Annotated in this window: 14 protein-coding genes and 1 pseudogene; 3 read left to right on the forward strand and 12 right to left on the reverse strand. The window is 67.2% G+C overall.

Annotated elements, in window-relative coordinates; translation table 11 throughout:
• Positions 1–2: 2 nt before the first annotated feature.
• Positions 3–944: a branched-chain amino acid ABC transporter permease gene (locus ACAD63_RS33810; RefSeq protein WP_135706829.1), complete on the reverse strand. Its 942-nt coding sequence runs from the start codon at positions 942–944 to the stop codon at positions 3–5.
• Between the two features lie 101 nt (positions 945–1045).
• Positions 1046–2293: a branched-chain amino acid ABC transporter substrate-binding protein gene (locus tag ACAD63_RS33815; RefSeq protein ID WP_434035045.1), complete on the reverse strand. Its 1248-nt coding sequence runs from the start codon at positions 2291–2293 to the stop codon at positions 1046–1048.
• Between the two features lie 263 nt (positions 2294–2556).
• Between ACAD63_RS33815 and ACAD63_RS33820 the strand changes: the two genes are divergently transcribed.
• Together ACAD63_RS33820 and ACAD63_RS33825 are read left to right on the forward strand one after the other, a co-directional pair.
• Positions 2557–3294, forward strand: coding sequence for a FadR/GntR family transcriptional regulator (locus ACAD63_RS33820; protein ID WP_240746028.1), 738 nt, complete (start codon positions 2557–2559; stop codon positions 3292–3294).
• A 357-nt stretch (positions 3295–3651) separates the two neighbouring features.
• Positions 3652–3939, forward strand: a pseudogene (locus ACAD63_RS33825) (VapC toxin family PIN domain ribonuclease); the annotation flags it as partial.
• Positions 3940–4046: 107 nt separating this feature from the next.
• Here the strand turns inward: ACAD63_RS33825 and ACAD63_RS33830 are convergent.
• From ACAD63_RS33830 to ACAD63_RS33850, 5 genes are all read right to left on the reverse strand, one after another.
• The gene (locus ACAD63_RS33830; RefSeq protein ID WP_135706832.1) at positions 4047–5471 is read right to left on the reverse strand and encodes a pyridoxal phosphate-dependent decarboxylase family protein; all 1425 of its coding nucleotides are present in this window, start codon (positions 5469–5471) and stop codon (positions 4047–4049) included.
• A gap of 173 nt (positions 5472–5644) precedes the next feature.
• Entirely contained in the window at positions 5645–5920 is a 276-nt protein-coding gene (locus tag ACAD63_RS33835) for a hypothetical protein (protein WP_195428677.1), read from the reverse strand.
• Between the two features lie 43 nt (positions 5921–5963).
• Positions 5964–7007, reverse strand: a complete 1044-nt coding sequence (locus ACAD63_RS33840) for a DMT family transporter (protein ID WP_135706834.1) — start codon at positions 7005–7007, stop codon at positions 5964–5966.
• A gap of 266 nt (positions 7008–7273) precedes the next feature.
• Positions 7274–7921 (reverse strand): two-component system response regulator NarL, encoded by a 648-nt coding sequence (gene narL, locus ACAD63_RS33845; RefSeq protein ID WP_135706835.1) that lies wholly within the window; start codon positions 7919–7921, stop codon positions 7274–7276.
• Between the two features lie 193 nt (positions 7922–8114).
• The gene (locus ACAD63_RS33850; RefSeq protein WP_434035046.1) at positions 8115–9695 is read right to left on the reverse strand and encodes a histidine kinase; all 1581 of its coding nucleotides are present in this window, start codon (positions 9693–9695) and stop codon (positions 8115–8117) included.
• 209 nt (positions 9696–9904) lie between these two features.
• Here ACAD63_RS33850 and ACAD63_RS33855 point away from each other — a divergent pair, with 209 nt between their 5' ends.
• On the forward strand, positions 9905–12166 hold the full coding sequence (locus ACAD63_RS33855; protein ID WP_135706836.1) for a PAS domain S-box protein: 2262 nt from the start codon (positions 9905–9907) through the stop codon (positions 12164–12166).
• Positions 12167–12199: 33 nt separating this feature from the next.
• On the opposite strand, the gene ACAD63_RS33860 is transcribed toward ACAD63_RS33855, so the two are convergent.
• From ACAD63_RS33860 to ACAD63_RS33880, 5 genes are all read right to left on the reverse strand, one after another.
• A complete protein-coding gene (locus ACAD63_RS33860) occupies positions 12200–12997 on the reverse strand; it encodes a TorF family putative porin (RefSeq protein ID WP_135706837.1) in 798 nt (265 codons plus the stop codon).
• Between the two features lie 228 nt (positions 12998–13225).
• Positions 13226–14185 carry an electron transfer flavoprotein subunit alpha/FixB family protein gene (locus ACAD63_RS33865; RefSeq protein WP_434035078.1) on the reverse strand — a complete coding sequence of 320 codons (960 nt, stop codon included), beginning with the start codon at positions 14183–14185 and terminating at the stop codon, positions 13226–13228.
• A complete protein-coding gene (locus ACAD63_RS33870; protein WP_434035047.1) occupies positions 14185–14985 on the reverse strand; it encodes an electron transfer flavoprotein subunit beta/FixA family protein in 801 nt (266 codons plus the stop codon). The genes ACAD63_RS33865 and ACAD63_RS33870 overlap by 1 nt, the downstream gene beginning before the upstream one ends.
• Positions 14982–16451, reverse strand: a complete 1470-nt coding sequence (locus ACAD63_RS33875; protein ID WP_434035048.1) for a hypothetical protein — start codon at positions 16449–16451, stop codon at positions 14982–14984. Before ACAD63_RS33875 ends, ACAD63_RS33870 begins: the two co-directional genes overlap by 4 nt.
• A gap of 11 nt (positions 16452–16462) precedes the next feature.
• Entirely contained in the window at positions 16463–18673 is a 2211-nt protein-coding gene (locus ACAD63_RS33880) for a heterodisulfide reductase-related iron-sulfur binding cluster (protein WP_434035049.1), read from the reverse strand.
• Between the last annotated feature and the right edge of the window lie 82 nt (positions 18674–18755).

An 18755-nucleotide genomic window follows, 5' to 3' on the forward strand; every position in this document is an offset into this window, starting at 1 on the left:
GCTTACTCCTTTTCGCCCATCAGGCCGGACGGGCGGCACAACAGGATCAGCAACATCAGCGCGAAGGGGATCGTTGCCGACAGGCTGGACAGCTTGAGGGTCAGCAGCCCGCCTGCATCCCTGGCCCAGTCGCCCGCGCCCACCAGCGCCAGCAGGTCGGCCAGGCTGCGGTCGACGCCGACCGACAGCGCCGTCATCAGGCCGATCAGCAGCGAAGCCACCATGGCGCCCTCCAGGGAGCCGAGGCCGCCCACCACGACCACGACGAAAACCAGCACGCCCAGTTCCAGCGCCATGTTGGGGTTGGTGGTATAGAAGGCGCCCGCCACCGCCCCGGCCAGGCCGGCCAGCGCCGCGCCGATGCCGAACACGCCCATGAACACCAGCGGCACGTTGTGGCCCAGCGCCTCGGCCATGCGCGGCTTATAGATGGCCGAGCGCACCACGATGCCGACGCGGGTGCGGGTCAGCAGCAGGTAGATGACCACGAACATCGCGACGGCCACGATGCCCATGAAGACGCGGTAGAACGGGTAGGTTGACGCGCCCACGTGGAACGCGGCGAAATCCAGCGACGCGGGCACCCGGTAGTCGACCGGGAAGTTGCCGAAGAACAGCTTGACCAGTTCGGCGATGATGAACGACAGGCCGAACGTGAGCAGCAGCTCGTGGGCATGGCCGTGGTGATGGACACGGCGCAGGAAAAAACGCTCCACGGCCACGCCGACCAGTCCCACCAGCAGCGGCGACACCACGATGGCGAGCCAGAAGCCGATCACGCCCTGCAGCGAAAAGGCAAGGTAGGCACCCAGCATGTAGAACGATGCATGGGCAAAGTTGAGCACGCCCATCATGCCGAAGATGAGCGTCAGGCCGGCGGAGACCATGAACAGCAGCAGGCCGTAGATGGCGCCGTTGAGCAGCGAGACGATGAAGTATTCCATGTGCGCTTCCTGGGGACGAACCGGGCCGCCGCGCGCCGGGACCAGCCCGTGCGCGCGTGGCGGGTGCGGCCCGGACGGGCCGCGGACGCGGGGGAAGAGGCCTAGGCCGGGCGCTGCATCTTGCAGCTGGCCTGCGGCGGCGTGGCGGCTTCCGCGGCGGGGAAAGCCTTCACCGGCTTGAAGCCCATGTCGGTGCCGTCCACCTTGAATCTGGCATCCTTGCTGACCACCGACACCACCATCGGCAGCAGCACCTGGTGGTCGTCGGCACGCATGCTCAGCTCACCCAGCGGCCCCTTGAGCGTGGCCTTCTCCAGCGACTTGGCCAGCGCGGTGACGTTGAGCTTGCCGCTCTCGGGCTTGACCGTCTTCAGGGCCTGGCCCAGCATCTCGATGCCGAACACCGCCTGCGGCTCGACATAGGCGGGCAGATGCCCGGCCTTGGCTTTGAAGTCGTTGGCGAACTTCTCGCCCTCGGCGCCGCCCGCTTCCGCGTTGAACGGATGGGCGACATAGTGGCCGAGCGCCACCTCGCCGGCGTTGCCGAGATTGCCCGGCTGGTCCAGAAACACCGTGGCGAAGCGGGTCTTGAGGCCCGCCGCCTTGGTGGACTTCATCAGCAGCAGCAAGTCGTTCGACCAGTTGCCGGTCATCGCGGTATCGGCCTTGGTCGCGGCGATCTTGGCCACGTAAGGCGAGAAGTCCTGCACCTTGTTGACGTCGTGCAGCGTCTTCTCCACCACCTGGTAGCCGCCCGCGGCCGCGTCCTTGGCGATCGCCCTCTCCATGTCCATGCCCCAGGAATAGTTCTGGTTGATGGAGTACACGCGCGTGCCGAGCGCATTAAGCGGCTTCATCGCGCCGACCAGCGCCTTGACGCGGATCTCGGCGTTGGTGGCGAACTTGAAATGGTAGAAGTGGCACTTCTCGCCGGTCAGCTCGAGCGCTTCGCCGCCAACGTTGAGGAACAGGATCTCCTTGCCCGGATTGCGCAGGTTGTACTTGCGCACGTCCTCGGTCAGCTGGCCCGATACCGCCGACGATGCGCCCTGGACCACGATCTGCACGCCATCGGCAATGGCGGCCTTGAGCTTGTCGGCGGCGCCGGCGGGACCACCCTGGTTGTCGTACTCCACCAGCTGCAGCGGTTCGCCGTTCCAGCCCCCGGCGGCATTGATCTTGTCGATCGCGTAGCGCGCAGCGGCACGGAACATCAGGCCGGTAGAGGCTTGCGGGCCGGACAGCGTCTCGACGATGGCAATCTTGACCGGAGCCGCGTTTGCGGCGCCCCCCAGCAGCGAAAGGGCCGCGCAAGCGACAAGACGACTGGGAATACGGCTACCGCTCATGGTTGTCTCCTATTGTGATGTTCTGGCGGAAGTGGCCTGACAACAATAAAAAGTGGTCAGACCAGTGAAATATAAGAAGTCCGGCAGACACAGTCAATGCCGTATTGGCGGATCTAGGGTTTCCACGGGGAAAGCAATTTCCCGGAATGTAGCGCGCGGGGCATGCTACATTAACCTGTAGGACCAATTACACACCGATCCATGCAAGGAACCGAGCGCCCGGCCGAGGGAGAAGAATCATGACGTCGAGAGGATCTGCCCAAGTGCTGAAGACACCCAAACGCGCGGAAGGGACATCGTTCTACCCCGAGCCCAAGCACCTGCCCGACGAGATTGCGTCGCGGCTCACGCAAGCCATCCAGGCCGGCGAGTTCGCAATCGGCGACCGGCTGCCCAGCGAGCGCGATCTTTGCGAACAGTTCTCGTGCAGCCGCGCGGTGGTCCGCGAAGCCCTCTCGCAACTCAAGAGAGAGGGACTGGTCTCGTCACGGGCCGGCAGCGGCGTGTTTGTCACCGAGCGCAGCCAGAAGCAGGCATTTCGGATGCAGGACGTCACCATTGACGAGAAGGACTCGCTGGCCATGGTGATGGAACTGCTGGTGACGATCGAAGTGGCAGCAACCCGGTTCGCCGCCATGCGCCGCTCGCCGGAAGACCTCAAGCGCATCAAGCGCGCACTGATCGGAATGGAATACGAGATCGCCAACGACCGGCTGGGCGATGAGGAGGACTTTGCTTTCCACCAGGCGATCGTGGACGCCACGCACAACCCGCATTTCCGGGCGCTGTCGGAGCACCTGGAGCATGGGGCAAGGCGCGTCATCCGGCAGGCACGCAGCAACACCAAGGCGCAGCATGCAGACCTGATCGAGGCCGTGCAGCAAGAGCACAAGGCCATCTATGACGCCATCGCCGCCGGCGATCCGGCGCGCGCTGCGGCAGCCGCGGAAATCCACCTGCGCAACGCCGCGGAACGGCTGAATATGTATCTGAAGGGTTGAAGATTGCCAGCTGTGGGCGGCTCGCCGGCACTTCTATATACGGCGCGGGTTCCAGGCAGATTCCGAAGTGACAGAATTTGCGGGTCTCCGCACATTGTGTGACGGCCGAGTCAAGGCCTTTATTTCCGGCCGGTTTGGTCTACGTTGATCGTTTGAGGCAAGTTCTCGGTGGGATCGATCGTATTCTCGCCCGTGTGGGTAAGCTTCGTCTCCAGCGACGTGCAAGGGGAGACCATTACTGTCGAAGCCTGCAGTACAGTTCGCAGGGCACCGTGTCCGTGAGCCTTGACGTTGCCGGCGCCCGTCAAGTTATTTCACTAAGATGAAATTATTTAAGTTCTGCGGCCAGTGAGGACGACCCACCCTATGGTCCTGTTGGAATTGGCTTGCGGGACACCCCCAGCCCCACGCGCCCGGACACTCGGCGACATCGGACTGCTGCAGCCCGCCAAGCAGGCGAGCCTGGCAGAGGTAATGGCGTTTATCGAACTCGAGAAATTGTATGGACTGGGTTGCGGCCTGGTGGACGTCTCATTGCTGGCTTCCACTCTGATCACACCCGGTGCGCAGCTATGGACGCTGGACAAGCGTCTCGACGATTTGTCAGTGCGTTTTGGTGTGGCGCATCGGCCCAAGCTTCATTAGGTCGCGTGAAGCCAGCACGGGGTTGGTTGGTTGGTTAGTTGGTTGGTTGAACGCTTGGACCGTAATTTTTCGCTGCTTTATCGGTCACGACGGGCCGAGCAAACGCGCTACCGGTCTTCTCCGGCCACAGCCCGCCACGCGTTGACAATGCTCCCGGCCGCGAGGTCGATGTCCTCCTCCGTGGTGGCCCAGGAAATCACTGACATCCGCAGCACGGCCCGGCCCCTCCAGTCGGCACCGCCGACATAGCATTCACCCGCGGTTTGCACCCGTGCGACTACGGCACGGGTCAGGCGGTCGGCGGCGACGGGGTCTTCCTCCGGGCCGAAGCGCAGCAGCACCTGATTGAGCGAGATGCGGTTCAGCACGGCAATGCCGGCTTCCTGCCCCAGCCGCGCTGCCAGCCGGCGCGCCAGCCGGCAGTGCCGCGCTATCATCCCGGCAACACCGGTGCGTCCCAGGTGGCGCAGCATGGCCCAGGTGGCGAAGCCGCGCGCGCGGCGAGAGAGCTCCGGCACGTAGTGGGAGGGATCGCGCTCATCGCCATCCGCCAGCGGCAGGTAGCTGGCGGCGGCAGTCATGGCACGCCGGTGCGCCTCGGGGTGCGCGACGATGGCGTAGCCGCTGTCATAGGGGGCCTGCAGCCATTTGTGCCCGTCGGTCGCCCAGGAGTCCGCCGCCTCGAATCCGGCGGCCAGCGCCGCGGTTTCAGGGCAGGCCCTGGCCCAGAGGCCGAAGGCGCCGTCCACGTGCAGCCAGGCGCCGCGGGCGCGGATGGCAGGCAGCATCTGCGCGACCGGATCGAAGGCGCCGGTATGAATGTGGCCGGCCTGAGCGATCACGATGGCGGGGCCCGCACCGCCCGCCAGCGCGGCTTGCGCGTCAGCGGCACGCATGGCACCGTCACGGCCCGCCGGCACGCGCGACACGCACGCGCTACCGAAGCCGAGCAGGCGCAGCGCGGCGTAGACGGAGGTATGCGCCTCCGCGCCGATCAGCACCTGGATGCGCGGTGCGCCGAACAGGCCTTGCGTCTCGGCATCCCACCCGGCGCGCTGCAGTACCTGCGTGCGCGCAGCCGCGAGGCAGACGAAATTGGCCATGGTGGCGCCGGTGACGAAGCCGACCGAGGCGGTACCCGGCAGGCGCAGGATGTCGAGCAGCCAGCGGGCCGCGGTGTTTTCCGCTGCGGCGCCCGCAGGCGCGCCGCGATGGTTGGCGCAATTCTGTCCCCAGGCACTGGTCAGCCAGTCTGCGGCGACCCCGACCGGATGCGAGCCGCCGACCACCCAGCCGAAGAAGCGCGGGCCCGTGGTGGCGAGCAGGCCGGGCTCGGCCAGTGCGCGCAGGGCCTCGATGGTTTCGTCCGCCGGCGTGCCGGCTTCCGGGGTGGGCGCATCCCAGGCCTCGCGGCAGTCCGCATAGGAAGTGGCCGGCCACGTCCGCGCCGCGCCTGCCGCCTGGCGGTAGCGCGTGGCGGCGGCAGCCGCGCGGGCAAGCACATCGAGGTCTTCCGTTTCCCTGCACGACATGCCGGCTTTCAATCTCTAGATCTTCGTCACGAACGTCCTGGCGTGGTACAGCGCGACCAGGCTCAGCGCCGTGATGATGACAATGGCAAGCACATCGGCGCCCGCATAGCCCCAGAAATCCGACATGGCAATCTCCTAGTGTGTGGTTGCGCAGCACCGGTGCTGCGCCGCTGTCAAAGCAAGCCCGTGTCGCGCATGCGCTGCCGGCCGAAATCGCTCAACCGGAAGCGGAATCGCATCTTGTCGGCGCAGGTGTCGAATTTCTCCTCCACGCTGGTGAGCAGCCCGCCCGAATACAGGTCGGTCAGGATGACCCGCACGGATCCGGCCCAGTAGTTTCCCCCTTTGCCGTACTCCCGGCATACCGAGGCGGCGATATCGCTATCCCACATGCCGTCCGTCCCCGCGATCTGCTGCAGTATGAATCCCTTGATATGCACCTTCGCCATCTCTCATCTCCCGATTGAGAACCACCCACATGTCCAGAACGGGTTACAGCGCACGGACCACTTCGAGGACGTCGCTCTTCTCCGTGTACATCAGGAAAGCGCCCGATACCACCAGCGTCAGTCCCAGCAGGAAGTTCCACGCCGGGAACTGCAGCGTGAACGCGGCCAGGAACACCACGGCGAAGGCGCCATAGAGCGCTGCGATGGCCTGGCCCCGGCCGACGCCGATCAGCGGAAAGGACTTGTACCAGGACACGTAGCAGAAGCCGAACGTGATGCCCGCCAGCAGCAGCCAGGTCATCGCCTTCAGGTTCCAGGTCTGCGCCATCATGCGCATCACGTCGATGTCGCCGAACAGTGCCAGCGCCGGCAGGACCAGGCACAGCCAGTAGAGGGCCTCGGCAGTGAAGCGCACGGTGATGCCGCAGTCAGGATCGGTGACATCGAGCGCGCGCCCGGCAAGCGCCCCTTCGACGCCCCACCCCAGCGCCGCCATGGCGCCGCCGAGGTAGCCCAGCCACGACGTGTGCTTGCCGGACGCGCCGGAAAGCTCGCCGAGGATGCCGGGCGCGTAGATTGCCACGCCGCCGCCGATAATGACCAGGATGCCCAGCGCGGCACGCATCGTAATCTTCTCGTTGTACCAGACGCGGGCGATGCTGGCGCCGACGATGGGATACAAGAGCCCGGCAATGGCGGCGAACACCGCGCCCACGTAGCCCATGGCAAGGAAGGAGCCGAAGATGGCCATCGGCCCACCGAAGATCGCCGCGGCAAAGTACCACTTGGAAATGCGCCGCACCTGGACCAGCGTGCGGCCGAAGTCCTTGAACTTGTCCAGCACGATCAGCCAGAGGAAGAGGAACAGCAGCACCGAGAATGCGTTGAAGGTCGTGATAACCGCCGCCGCCGTCAGGAACTGGCGCGGGTTGGCCATGTCCATGGCGGCGAACGGCGCCTCCTTCCACACCGCGGCGCCGGGCACGTACCACGCACCCCACAAGACCGCACACCACAGCGCCCAGATAAAGCCCCAGCGGATGCTGCGGGCACGAAAACTCACCTTCGCTTGGCCGACGGTCGTCATGAATCCTCCTGTGGTGGGCGCGTCGGAATGCACGCCTGATTCGAGCCTCATGTCCACATACGGAAAGGACCGCACGAACATGTGCGTTGGATTATTGGAGGGGCGCGGGGCCGGCACAATAATCCAAAGGAGAGATACCTACAAAGAGGCATGCGCGGCCGGCATACTTGGCGGAAAAATGCGCGTAGTGCGAGGGGACGAGAGCGCGAACGCCGCCGTGCCGCGCGGCGCGGCAGGCGGTGCTGACTTGCGCTGGGGGGACTAGCTCAGTGCCGCGGCTTCTGCTGCCCGTGCCGCCAGACCACGGCTTCGAGCCGGGAGTGAAGATTGAGCTTGGACAGCACGTGCTTGACGTGCACCTTGACGGTTCCAACGCTGATGCCGAGCTGGCGGGCGATGGTCTTGTTGCACAGGCCTTCCGCCAGGAAGTCCAGCACCTCGGACTCGCGGCTGGTCAGGTCAGCCTGGGCGGCGGGCACGCGCTGGTTGGACGCGACCACCTCCATCAGGCTGCCGGTCACGGAATCGCTCAGCACCGAGGCGCCATTCGCCGCGCGCCGCAGGCAGTCGCACAGGTCTTCCGGCTCCATGTCCTTGAGCAGGTAGCCATGCGCTCCGGCGCGCAGCGCGGAAACCACGTCGCGTTCGTTATCCGATACTGTCAGCATGATGAAGCGGGAGTCGACGTGCTTCTCGCGCAAGGCGCCGATGGTCTCGATGCCGCTCATGCCCGGCATGTTCAGGTCGATGAGGATGACATCCGGCTGCATGCGCACTGCCATGTCCACGCCCTCCGCGCCGGAGGAGGCCTGGCCGACGACACGGAAGTCCTGGTCCATGCCGATGAGTTGCGCGAGACCCTTGCGGAACAAGGCGTGATCGTCGATGACCAGAACCGTGTTGCTCGTTTCCATGGCCGTTGTCTCCGTATTTTTTGCAGCCACGCGGCCGGTTCCTGATCCGGCCTGATACTTCTGCGGGACGCATTGCCGCCTGTATCGGCGGTTGTTTGCGAGAGCAACGGAGATACTACCGGCATCCCCGGTTTTGGGGAAGGCGTCAGCGCATGCCAGCGCGACTGGGGTTTTCCCGATTGTGCGCTGACGCTCACCACTCAGGCTGCCGCACCGGACGGAAGTGGACCGAAACGCAGGAGCCGCCGCCCGGCCTGGGACTGATCGACAACGCACCGTCCAGGCTCAATGCGCGCTCGCGCATGATGGCAGTGCCGTGCTGGTTGCGCGGATCCGCGGCCGGCTCGAAGCCCAGGCCATCGTCCTCGATGACGATGGCGATCGCGCCATTCTCCTCCGGCAGCAGCCTCACGGTGGCCTGCGATGCACCCGCGTGGCGCACGACATTGGAGAGGGCCTCGCGCACGATCTGCACGATATGGAACTCTTCGTTGGCACTGAGCTGGCAGCCCTTGAGCCGGTTGTCCAGCGTCATGGCCACGCTGCTGCGCGCGCCATACTCATCAAGGGCCTCCTCCAGCGCCGCGGCCAGGCCCTGCACATTGATCTGCGTGCGGAACGTCGTGATCAGTTCGCGCAGCTTGCGATAGGCGCCGTTCAGGCCGTCGCGCAGTTCTTCCGCGGTCGCCTCCAGGCCCTCGCGCGCGTCCCCTCGGTCGGCCAGGGTCTGCAGGCGGCTGACCTGGATCTTCATGTAGGACAGCGACTGCGCCAGCGAGTCGTGCAGTTCGCGCGCCATGGCCGTGCGCTCCTCGATCAGCGCTACCCGGCGCCCTTCCTGCATGCGCCGGAAGTTGCCGATCGCCAGGGACAGGTGACGCCCGATCGCCTCGCCGATCTGGCTGCCTTGCGCCTGGCAGTCCTGCGCCGTCCGGAACAGCACGAAGAGATGCCCGTAGCGCTCCTTGCCGTCGCTGATCGGCACCGCGAGCCCGACCTCGGCGTGCCCGCCCTGCTCCGCCAGCTCGAACACCATGTGCGGGCCCGCCACCGTGAGCGCGCGCACACGCTCCACCTGCGCCCACCCCAGCTCCCCGGCGTGCACGACTTCCGGCAGTTCGAGCGCCTCGCTGGTCTCGTCGTCCAGGCAGATGCAGCAGGCGCGCGCCTGGAGCCCGTCGGCCACCGCCTCGCACACATTGCGCAAGGCCTGCGCCCCCAGCGACTCGCCGGACAGCGCTGTCATCACCTGCTCGAGCAGGCTGAGCCAGCGGTCCTTGCGCTCCGCGGGAATGTCGCCTGCCGGCGCGCGCGCCTCACGCGCCTGGCGGCGCATCCCCAGGCCGATCAGCACGCCACCGGCGGCCACGATCAGCAAGGCAATGCGGACCGCAATATCCACCCGCAAGTGGCGCTGCAAGGCCTCGGATACATCGACGGCCGCCTGCTCAAGCACCGGCATGACTGCCGACACCGTACCGTAGGCATGGGCCTGCCCTTCGTCCGCCAGCCCCGCGCCGAATGGCGGGTCGGACAGCAGCCGGCGCGTTTCCGCCAGCCATTGGCGCCCCTCCCGTCCGGCTTCGTTGCGCTGGTCGAAGCCGCTGCCGCGCTGGCGCAATTCGGCCGCCTTGCTCAGGAAGCTCACCGCCTCGCTGGACCAGGCCGCGGTCAGGATGGGTTGCACCATCAGCGCCAGCGCCGCCAGCGCCGCCACGGTGATCACCACGGCCCAGGCCCGCACCGCGCGCTGTTGCCGGGCAAGGAAAAGCAAGTATGATTGCGGGGCGCGTCTGCCGGGTACGGAATTGAGATTCATGGGTTCACCTTGGGTCGCAACGCGCATTCAGCCCAGAGCGTTCGATTACCAGCATAACGAAGGAACGCGGGAATATAAAAGGAGACAAGCGCGGCCAGGGTCTGTTCGCATGCAAAGCGTACGCGCGTCTTGCATGCGGACAGGTTCCACGCGAGGGGAGCATCATGCTGACCGTGTGGCTGTACCTGACCGGCGCAGCCGCTGCGTGTGGCTATGCCATCGGCGCCACCATGGGCTGGCTGCCGTCCAGTACACCGCTTGCCGTGGCGTGCCTCGGCGGCGCGCTCGGCCTGGTGGTAGCGGCCGCGGCCACCAACCGGCGCGCGCCGGGCCGGCCTGCCGCCGCCGCGGTGCCGCGCCCCGGCGTTGGCCCGATCCCGCCCCTTCACGACTACCGTGCGCTGATCGACGGTCTCGAGGACATCGTCTTCGAGACCGACGCCGAGGCTGCCTTTGATTTCCTGAATCATGCCTGGAAGTCCATCACCATGCTGGATGTGCACGTCAGCTTGCACACGCCGCTGTTCCGCTACGTCCACCCGGACGAGCAGGCGCTCAACCGCGAGCAGTTTCTCACGATCCTCTCGCAGCATGGCGATGCCTGCCGCTACGAGACCCGCCTGATCCGCCATGACGGGCAGCAGCGCTGGGTGGAAGTCAGGCTGCGGCCACGCTTCGACGGGCACGGCCAGGTGAGCGGCACCACCGGCATGATGACCGACATCCATTCCCGCAAACGCGCCGAAGACGTGCTGCGCGCACGCGACCGCAGCCTGTCGACCCTGCTGGACCATCTCCCGGGTATGGCCTTCCGCTGCCGCAACGACCGCCGCTGGACCATGGAGTTCGTCAGCGATGGCTGCTTCGAACTGACCGGCCTGGAAGCGGTCGACCTGCTCAACCACCCGTCCTACGACGAACTGATCCATCCTGAAGACCGCGCCTATGTCTGGGATTACGTGCAGAGCCAGCTCGAGCAGCGCAAGGCCTTCCACCTGCGCTACCGCATCCGCACGCGCGCCGGCCAGGAGAAATGGGTCGACGAGCGCAGCCGCGGGATCTACGCGGGCAACGGCACCCTGCTGGCGATCGAGGGCTTTATCTCCGACATCAGCAGCCAGAAGCGCGACGAGGAACGTGCCGAGCGGGAGCCGCTGCGCGACCGGCTCACCGGCCTGAAGAGCCGTGCCCTGCTGCTCGATCGCGTCGATCTTGCGCTGCAGTACGGCGCGACCTTCATGCTGCTGTGCCTGGACGTCGACAATCTCAAGCGGATCAACGAGCGGCACGGCCGCGCGTTTGGCGACCAGCTGCTGAGCCGGCTCGGGGAGCGGCTCGCGGCGTGGTGCGGGCCAGGCATCTCCGCCGGCCGCAGCGGCGGCGATGAGTTCGCCATTCTCGCGCTGGAAGCGCCAACCCGTGGCGACGCGGCCGCCTGCGCCGAAGCCCCCGCCGGCTGCGCACCGGCAGACCGCCAGCTCGGTGGCGTCATCGCCGCGCTGACCCTGGTGGACACCATTGCCGGCATGCTGGACACGCCCTTCGACCTCGACGGCACCTCGATTTCCATCAGCGCCAGGCTGGGCATTGCATTCAGCACCGAGGCCGGCACCGACGCCCGCGCCATGCTGCGCGACGCGCTGCACGCCGTGTATTCGGCCCGCTGGCAGACCGCAAGCGGCACCGTGCGCTACGCCTTCGCCGGCGAGTCCGCCAGGCATGTCGCGCAAGCCTGGCGACGCTCGGCCAGTGAATTTGCGCGTGCCTGCGACACGCTGCGCCTGCAGGTCAGCCTGGCCCAGGTCAGGCCGCTCGGCGACAAGCCGGGCTGGGCCGAAGGCACGGCCTGCTGGCACAGCCCACGCGCCGGCCTGATTCCTGCCGAGCACATGTTCCTGCATGCGTGCCGCGCCGGCACGCTGCAGGCCGTGGTCGAGCGCTATCTGCTCGCCATCTTCGCAGAGGCCCGTCTTCATCTGAAGCCGCAGCAGCGCCTGTGCCTGTGCATCGATGTCGTACCGCTCGATGCGGCCATACTGCAAGGGATACACGGCGCCTTGCTTGCCATCGCGGGCCAGCCCGGCGCCACCCGGGTCGACCTGCTCCTGCCGCAACAGGTCGACCCGGGACTGGCCGATCTCGAAGCCACGCTGGCCGGCCTGCGCAGCCGTGGCGTGCGTGTCGGCGTGGACCTTACCCCGGCCGCCAGTCGCGACGGCGAGCCCTTTCCCACGTGGGCCTTGCTCGCCGACTTCTGGCGCATCGGGGTCGACCAGGCCGCCATGGCACGGATCCGGCTCGAACGCCTGCTGCGGATTGCGGCACTGCACGACATCCCCGTGGTGGCCGCCGGCGATGCCGGCGCCTTTGGCAGCCGCCTCATCCACCGGGTTGGCGTGGCCGAGCCGATCGCGCCGGCCGCCTAGCCTGCCGCCGCCCCGCTCCATGGCAGCCAGTGCTCAGAACACGCGTTTCAGGCCGAGTATCCAGTGCGCGGTGCCCAGCCGCTTGCCGTCGGCCACCCACAGGCTGCGATCGGCATTCGTCCCCGTGTAGGCCAACGAGACGGTCCAGCCGGTGCCGAAGCTCTTGCTGACCACGGCGCGCCAGTCCGTATAGTTGAAGGCGCCGTAGTTGCGCACCCATTGCCGGCCCACATGCAGCCCCAGCACGAAGTCTTCCGGCAGCGGGACATCGGCGTTGAGCTCCAGGTAGCCGCTGCCATGCGAGCTGCCCTGGTTGGTCCCCATCGATGCGCTGTTGAAGCCGAAGAAGTCGGTCAGCGTGCTGGAGTATTTCAGGGTCACAAACTTCCAGCCGACCGCGCCGTACAGTTCCAGCGTGTTGTATTTCTCGTCCGAGCCCGGCAGCTTGGGGTTTTCCGGATAGTAGAACTGCAGCAGCCCGACATCAAAGCGCCAGTCGCCGAAGGACTTGGTAAAGCCGCCATACAGGTCCATCTCAAGGCTGGCGCCGTTGATCGCCTTGCTGCTGACGTTGGTCGCCCAGACGCCAGCGTAGAGACCGCTATCGTGCGCGTAGTCGAAGCCGCCCTGCAAGGCAGGCCGGTCCTGCGTGTAGGTGATGCCGCGAAAGACGTAGTTGCTCATCAGCGCGACATTGGCGCTGAAGGTATGGGGGCTGGCGGGCGGCTTCGGCTCCTCCTGCGCGAAGACGCCTGGGGCCGCGCCTGCACCGCAGGCCAGCAAGCAACCCGAGGCGAAGGCCCTGGACCAGGATTGCGAGGACAGTTTCATGCTTGATCCTTGGCAAGGAATGTTTGCGCTGCATCGACTGCGTATTGTTGGTGGCGTACTGTTGGTGGCTTGTTGTTGCTCCCCATGCCGCGGCGCTCTGGTCCGGCTGGCGCCTTGCCATACCCCCCTCACCCGGGCCCTCTCCCATGCGGGCCGAGGGCGGGTGCAACCGGGCGAGGAAGGTCACCGCCGGCAGGTTCCCGCCGTCGGCTTGCTGCACCATCCACCTCAGAAATGGTTGCGCAGCTCCTTGCCGATATCGAAGATGTCGCCCACGATGCCGTACTTCGCAATCGTGAATATGGAAGCCTCGGGGTCGGTGTTGACGGCGATGATGGTGTCCACATGCTTCATGCCGGCCATGTGCTGGACCGAACCCGAGATGCCCATCGCCACGTACAGCTTGCAGTTGGCGGCGGTCTTGCCCGACTGCCCCACCTGCCGCGACTTCGGCAGCCACCCCGAATCGGCGATCGGCCGCGAGCAGCCCAGCGTGGCGCCCACCGAATCCGACAGCTCCTTGAACTGCTCGACGTTGTCTTCCTCGCCCACGCCGCGTCCGATCGAGAGGATGAAGTCCGCGCCCGGGATGTCCACATCGTCGCCGCCGGCCGGCTCTTCGAAGGCCAGGTGCTGGCTGCGCGGCGCGACCTGCGGTGCCGCCTGGCTGGACACCGCCGGTGTCCCGGCCGCTTCCACCGGCTTGAACGAGCCCGGCCGTACCGTCAGCACCACGGTGGCGCGATCGGGGAACTCCATCTCGACGTTCACCTTCTGGCCGTATCCGGAACGCGTGGCCACCCAGCCATCGCCATCGCGCTCGACCTTGAACACGTCGGTGGTAAAGCCATGGCCATCACGCACCGCCAGCGGCGCCGCATAGCCCAGCGTATCCACGCTATGCGGCAGCAAGACCAGCGACGGCTTGCCGGCAGCAATCAGCGCGCGCACCGACGCTTCATATACTTCCGGATCGAAGGCATCGTCCGCGCTTTGCACCGTCACGATCTCATCCACGCCCGCCAGTTTCAGTGCCTCGGCGTAGCGCCCCGGATCGGCGCCGATCACCGCCACCCGCACCGGCTCGCCGCTTGCCGCCTTCAGGCTGACGGCCAGGCCGACCAGTTCGCGGCTGACCGGACGCAGCTCGCCCTTGCGATGCTCACCTACCACCAGAATGCCCGTCATCATGCTTCTCCCCTGTATTCCTTGATGATCCTTGCCAGTTGCGACGCCTGCTCGGCCGGGGTGCCCCCGATCATTTGCGCGCGGCCCTTCTCCGGCACGTACATGCGCCGCACCCGCGACAGGGAGCCCGCCGCACCAGCCTCGCCGGCGGCAAGGCCGATGTCTTCCGGCGACACCACTTCAATCGGCCGCGAGGCCGCCTGCTTGATGCCGCGCAAGGAGGCATAGCGCGGCGTGTTGATGCCGAGCTGCAGCGTGAGCACGGCGGGCGTGTCGATCTTCACCGCGGCATAGGTGCCGCCTTCGAGCTCGCGCCGCACCGTTGCCTTGCCATCACCCGGGGTGTATTCCAGCGTCGCAACGACCGCCGCATGGGGCGCATCCAGCAGCCCGGCGAGCGCCATGCCGGTCGCGCCGAAGGCGTGGTCGGAAGCCTGCACGCCGGCAAACACCAGGTCGGCGGACTCGCGGCGTGCCAGCGCGGCCAGCACCCGCGCCACGGCGATGGGGTCGGATTCCTCCAGCGCATCGTCCCAGACGCGGATGGCGCGGTCGGCGCCCTTGGCCAGGCACTTGCGCAACTCTTCGTCCGCGCTGTCCGGGCCCACCGTGGCCACGATCACCTCGATGCCCTCGCCGCCCGGCCCCTCCTTGAGGCGCATGGCCTCCTCCAGGGTGTAGTGGTCCCACTCGTTCAGGTCGTGCACCAGGAAGTCGGGATCGATGTCGCGGCCGTCGTCGCGAATCTCGAAGTCCTCGTCCAGCGTGGCCACCTGCTTGATCGTCACCAGTATCTTCATATCGTCTCCATCGTCTGCGCTGCTTGTTGTATGGCTCGCGGCATGGCCTGGCGCCGCGCCGGCGCCGCGCGCATGCCCGCCAGCCGGGCGAAATGGCCGAAGATGCGGAAGCGGACTTGCGCGTCGGGGTCGCCGCGCATGCGCCAACGGTCCGCGTCCGTCAGGTTGGGATGCTCGATCACCATGGCGCGGTGCAAGGCGTAGCCGTCGTGACGCAGCACCAGCAGCACGCCACGCGGCGCCTTCCGGTTGAGGATCACGGCGCGGCGGACATCGGCGCTCGGGTGGGCCGCCAGCGTCGCCAGCCGCGCGGGCGAGGTGCCGGGATGACGTGCCACGCCCGCCAGTACGTCGACGTCCGTGCAGCGTGCAAGGCGGCGCAGCAGCGGCAACGGCAGGTCATCGCGGTAGGCCACGCCGGCCCGTACCCAGGCGACGGGATCCGCGCCCAGCCGCTCCAGCAGTCCCGCAGGACAGCCCGGGTGCCGCGCCGCGCAGCGCCGCACCTCTGGCTCTGGATCCGCTGCGGCCAGCACCAGCCAGTCCACCGGGCAGCCGGGGTTGCGTGCCACCGTGCGGCGCACCCAGGGGTCGGTGTCCTCCAGCAGCCAGCCCGCCATGCGCGCCGCCAGGTCCTTGCGCCCCGCCACCGCGCGGCGCACACCGGCATCGCCGTCGAAGCAGCATGCCAGCAAGGCATCGGCGGGTATGGCCGGGTGCGCCGCTGCCGCACGACGTACGGCGGGATCGGCATCTGCCGCGAGCTGGCGCAGAAGCGTCCCCGGGGCCCGCGCCTGCTGCGCCAGGCAGCGCCGCTCCAGCGCCGATGCCGGCAATGCCTGCAGCAGGCTGTCCGGGCAATGCGGATGCAACAGGATCTGGGCTCGCACCGCTACGCCGTTGCCCTCGTCCCCCTCGTCCCCCTGGCCTGCATCGCGCCACAAAGCCTGCAAGGTGGCCTCGCCGGTGGCCAGGTTGATGGCCAGCAGCCGCTGCAGGACCGGCAAGTGCCGCTGCTGCAGCGCGGCCAGCACGTCCGCGGCGACGCCCGCGTTCTCGCACAGCGCGCACAGGATCTCCTCCTGCGCCGTGTCGTCGGCGATCTGCGCCAGCACCGCACGCGGCATATGCGCGTGCCGCGCCAGCAGCAGTCGCATGCGTTCGCTGCGCGCCCGCGGCCAGAGCGCAGCCAGGCAATCCGCTGGCGCGGCGGGATTGCGCGCGAGCCGCTGCCCGACCATGGCATCGTCGCGCGCTTCCGCACCCAGCCGCGCCAGCACGGGCGGCGCCACGAAGGCCGCAGATGCCAGCAGCAGCCGGTCGCGGCGCGCCTCGAACAGGCGCGGCGCCAGCCACTGCCGGTGCACCGCCGAGGCGTAGGGATAGAGCGCGGCCGCGGGGTACGGCTCCGCGTCTTCCCGCGCGCGCCGCAGCAGCTCCATCCAGTGCCGACCGGTGAATTTCATCGCCGCGCGCCTCAGGCTTCCACCAGGCCGCCCTGCGGGCTGGCGGACCCGCCAGCACGCAGGGCGGCTGCACCGGCACCTGCACCGGCAACCTCGGCTTCCAGCGTGATGGGCTCGGCCAGCGCGTCGCGGATCATCTCGATCAGTTCTCGCACCACGAACTTGCCCTCATAGCCGCTGGTCTTGAGCGCGTCCTCGAACATGGTCAGGTCTTTGGGGCAGCAAACCACGAAGACTTCCAGCCCGTCGATGCCCGCCGCCTCACGCATGCGCAGCTGGGACGGCTTCTCGGCGCCGACCGGATCCGGCATCCAGATGCGCCCGCCGCCGGCGCCGCAACAGAAGGAGTTGTCGCCATGGCGTGGCATCTCCACCAGTTCGCAGCCGATGCGCTTCAGGATTTCGCGCGGGCCGCCGTAGCCCTTGTTGAAACGGCCCAGGTGGCAGGGATCGTGCAGGGTCACGCGCAAATGCTGCGGCTGGCGCACCTTGAGCTGGCCCTGCTCCAGCATGCGCTGCACGAAGCTGGTGTAGTGCTCGATCTCATAGTTGCCGCCGAAGTCCGGATACTCGTTGCGGATGGTGTTGTAGGAATGCGGGTCCGTGGTCACGATGCGCTGGAACTGCGCGGTGCCCAGCGTGGCGATATTGGTTTCGGCCAGCAGTTCGTAGAGCCCTTCCTCGCCCACGCGGCGCACGTCGTTGCCGGCATTCGATTCCCCTTCGAACAGCAGGCCGAAATTGACGCCGGCCTCGTGCAGCAGGGTGGCGAAGGCCTGGCTGACCTTCTGGTTGCGCGGATCGAACGAGGCGTAGTCGCCCACGAACCACAGCACGTCCACCGGCTCCTTGCGCGCATCCTTGATCTGGAACGGCAGCGCCTTGGTCCAGGCCGCGCGCTTGCGCTTGGATTCCCCGAAGGAATTGCCAGTCTTGTGGATGGTCTGCAAGGTCTTCTGCAGCTGCGGCTCCATCTCGCCCTCTTCCACCAGCTTGCGGCGCATCTGCACGATGATGGGTACATGCTCCACCGCCACCGGGCAGATCTCCACGCAGGCCATGCAGGTGCGGCACGACCACAGGGTCTCCATGAACACCTGGCCGCCATCCTTGCCGTGCGGGCTCAGCTTGACCTGCTCCGGCAAGGTGTTCTTCTGCAGGGCATCGTTGGCGAACTCGCGCAGCGAGAGGATCACGTCGCGCGGCGACAGCGGCGCCCCTGCGGCGCGCGCCGGGCAGGCTTCATGGCAGCGGCCGCACTTGGTGCAGGCATCGAGGTTGAGCAGATGCTTCCAGGTAAAGTCGGTGATGGTCGTATAGCCCACCTTGTCGCCGGTGGCGGCCTGGCGCGGCAGGCGCTGCGCGGCCAGCGGATCGCGCAACATCAGCGAGCCGGCCGCGGTGAAGATGTGCTTGACCTTCGTGAAGGGAATCAGCGCGATCAGGGTCAGCGCCAGCAAACCGTGGAACCACCACAGGCCGGTGCGCAGCAGCCCCGCCGCGGCGGCGCTCAGCCCGGCAGCGCGCAGGCCTTCGGCCAGCGCCGCGCCGAACGGCGACCACCACCGCAACTCCCATACCTCCGGCCGCTGCTGCAGCCAGACCAGGCGGGCGGCCTCCAGCACGTAGCCGGTCGCGCCGATGACGATCAGTGTCCACAGGAAGGCCCAGTCCTCGCGGCGGTAGCCGCTGCGGTCGTAGCCGGGCTCGCCGGGCTTGCGGTCGGGGCGCGTGTAGTCCAGCTTGGGCGGCTTGATCCAGCCGCGCCGGACCATCATGTAGACGAGACCGCCGATCATGGCCACGCCGGCGCAATCCAGTACCAGCGAGAACCACAGATAGAAATTCCCGTGCCAGAAGCTGATGCCGAACAGCTTGGCCGTGATGTCGTAGTCGAGCGTAATGGTTGCGGTGCCGATGAAGAGCAGCGCGAAACCATAGAAGATAAGCCGGTGCGCGCGCCCGGCGGCGGGATCGCGCCTGGCGATAGTGCGATGGCTCGCTACCGTGCGGCACATCTGCAGGAAGCGCTTGAACAGATCGAGCGGCGCGCCCAGGGGCTGGCCACGCCGGTACTTGCGCACCTGCACATAGGTGCCCCAGCAGAACACGCCGATGGCGCCGAAGCCCACCAGGTAGAACAGCACGATGGCGTGGGACGAGAATCCTTCAAACAGGACCCGGGTGATCTGGAGCGGGTCGAACTTGTCTGCGGCGAACATGGCGGCTTCCGTCTGGGTCGATGCGTGGAGGAGCGGCGGGGCGCGTCGCGACGAGGAGGGCCAGGCACAGCCTGCCTGGCCC

Source organism: Cupriavidus sp. a3 (assembly GCF_051015765.1).
In the GTDB taxonomy this organism is placed as follows: Bacteria; Pseudomonadota; Gammaproteobacteria; order Burkholderiales; family Burkholderiaceae; genus Cupriavidus; species Cupriavidus oxalaticus_A.

What these genes read in the sequence shown, in the direction of transcription:
- ACAD63_RS33830 (WP_135706832.1), bottom strand. Translation starts at nt 5,471, where the DNA reads ATGTCGTGCAGGGAAACGGAAGACCTCGATGTGCTTGCCCGCGCGGCT.
- ACAD63_RS33860 (WP_135706837.1), bottom strand. Translation starts at nt 12,997, where the DNA reads ATGAAACTGTCCTCGCAATCCTGGTCCAGGGCCTTCGCCTCGGGTTGC.
- ACAD63_RS33870 (WP_434035047.1), bottom strand. Translation starts at nt 14,985, where the DNA reads ATGAAGATACTGGTGACGATCAAGCAGGTGGCCACGCTGGACGAGGAC.
- ACAD63_RS33815 (WP_434035045.1), bottom strand. Translation starts at nt 2,293, where the DNA reads ATGAGCGGTAGCCGTATTCCCAGTCGTCTTGTCGCTTGCGCGGCCCTT.
- narL (WP_135706835.1), bottom strand. Translation starts at nt 7,921, where the DNA reads ATGGAAACGAGCAACACGGTTCTGGTCATCGACGATCACGCCTTGTTC.
- ACAD63_RS33835 (WP_195428677.1), bottom strand. Translation starts at nt 5,920, where the DNA reads ATGGCGAAGGTGCATATCAAGGGATTCATACTGCAGCAGATCGCGGGG.
- ACAD63_RS33810 (WP_135706829.1), bottom strand. Translation starts at nt 944, where the DNA reads ATGGAATACTTCATCGTCTCGCTGCTCAACGGCGCCATCTACGGCCTG.
- ACAD63_RS33875 (WP_434035048.1), bottom strand. Translation starts at nt 16,451, where the DNA reads ATGAAATTCACCGGTCGGCACTGGATGGAGCTGCTGCGGCGCGCGCGG.
- ACAD63_RS33880 (WP_434035049.1), bottom strand. Translation starts at nt 18,673, where the DNA reads ATGTTCGCCGCAGACAAGTTCGACCCGCTCCAGATCACCCGGGTCCTG.
- ACAD63_RS33840 (WP_135706834.1), bottom strand. Translation starts at nt 7,007, where the DNA reads ATGACGACCGTCGGCCAAGCGAAGGTGAGTTTTCGTGCCCGCAGCATC.
- ACAD63_RS33865 (WP_434035078.1), bottom strand. Translation starts at nt 14,185, where the DNA reads ATGACGGGCATTCTGGTGGTAGGTGAGCATCGCAAGGGCGAGCTGCGT.
- ACAD63_RS33855 (WP_135706836.1), top strand. Translation starts at nt 9,905, where the DNA reads ATGCTGACCGTGTGGCTGTACCTGACCGGCGCAGCCGCTGCGTGTGGC.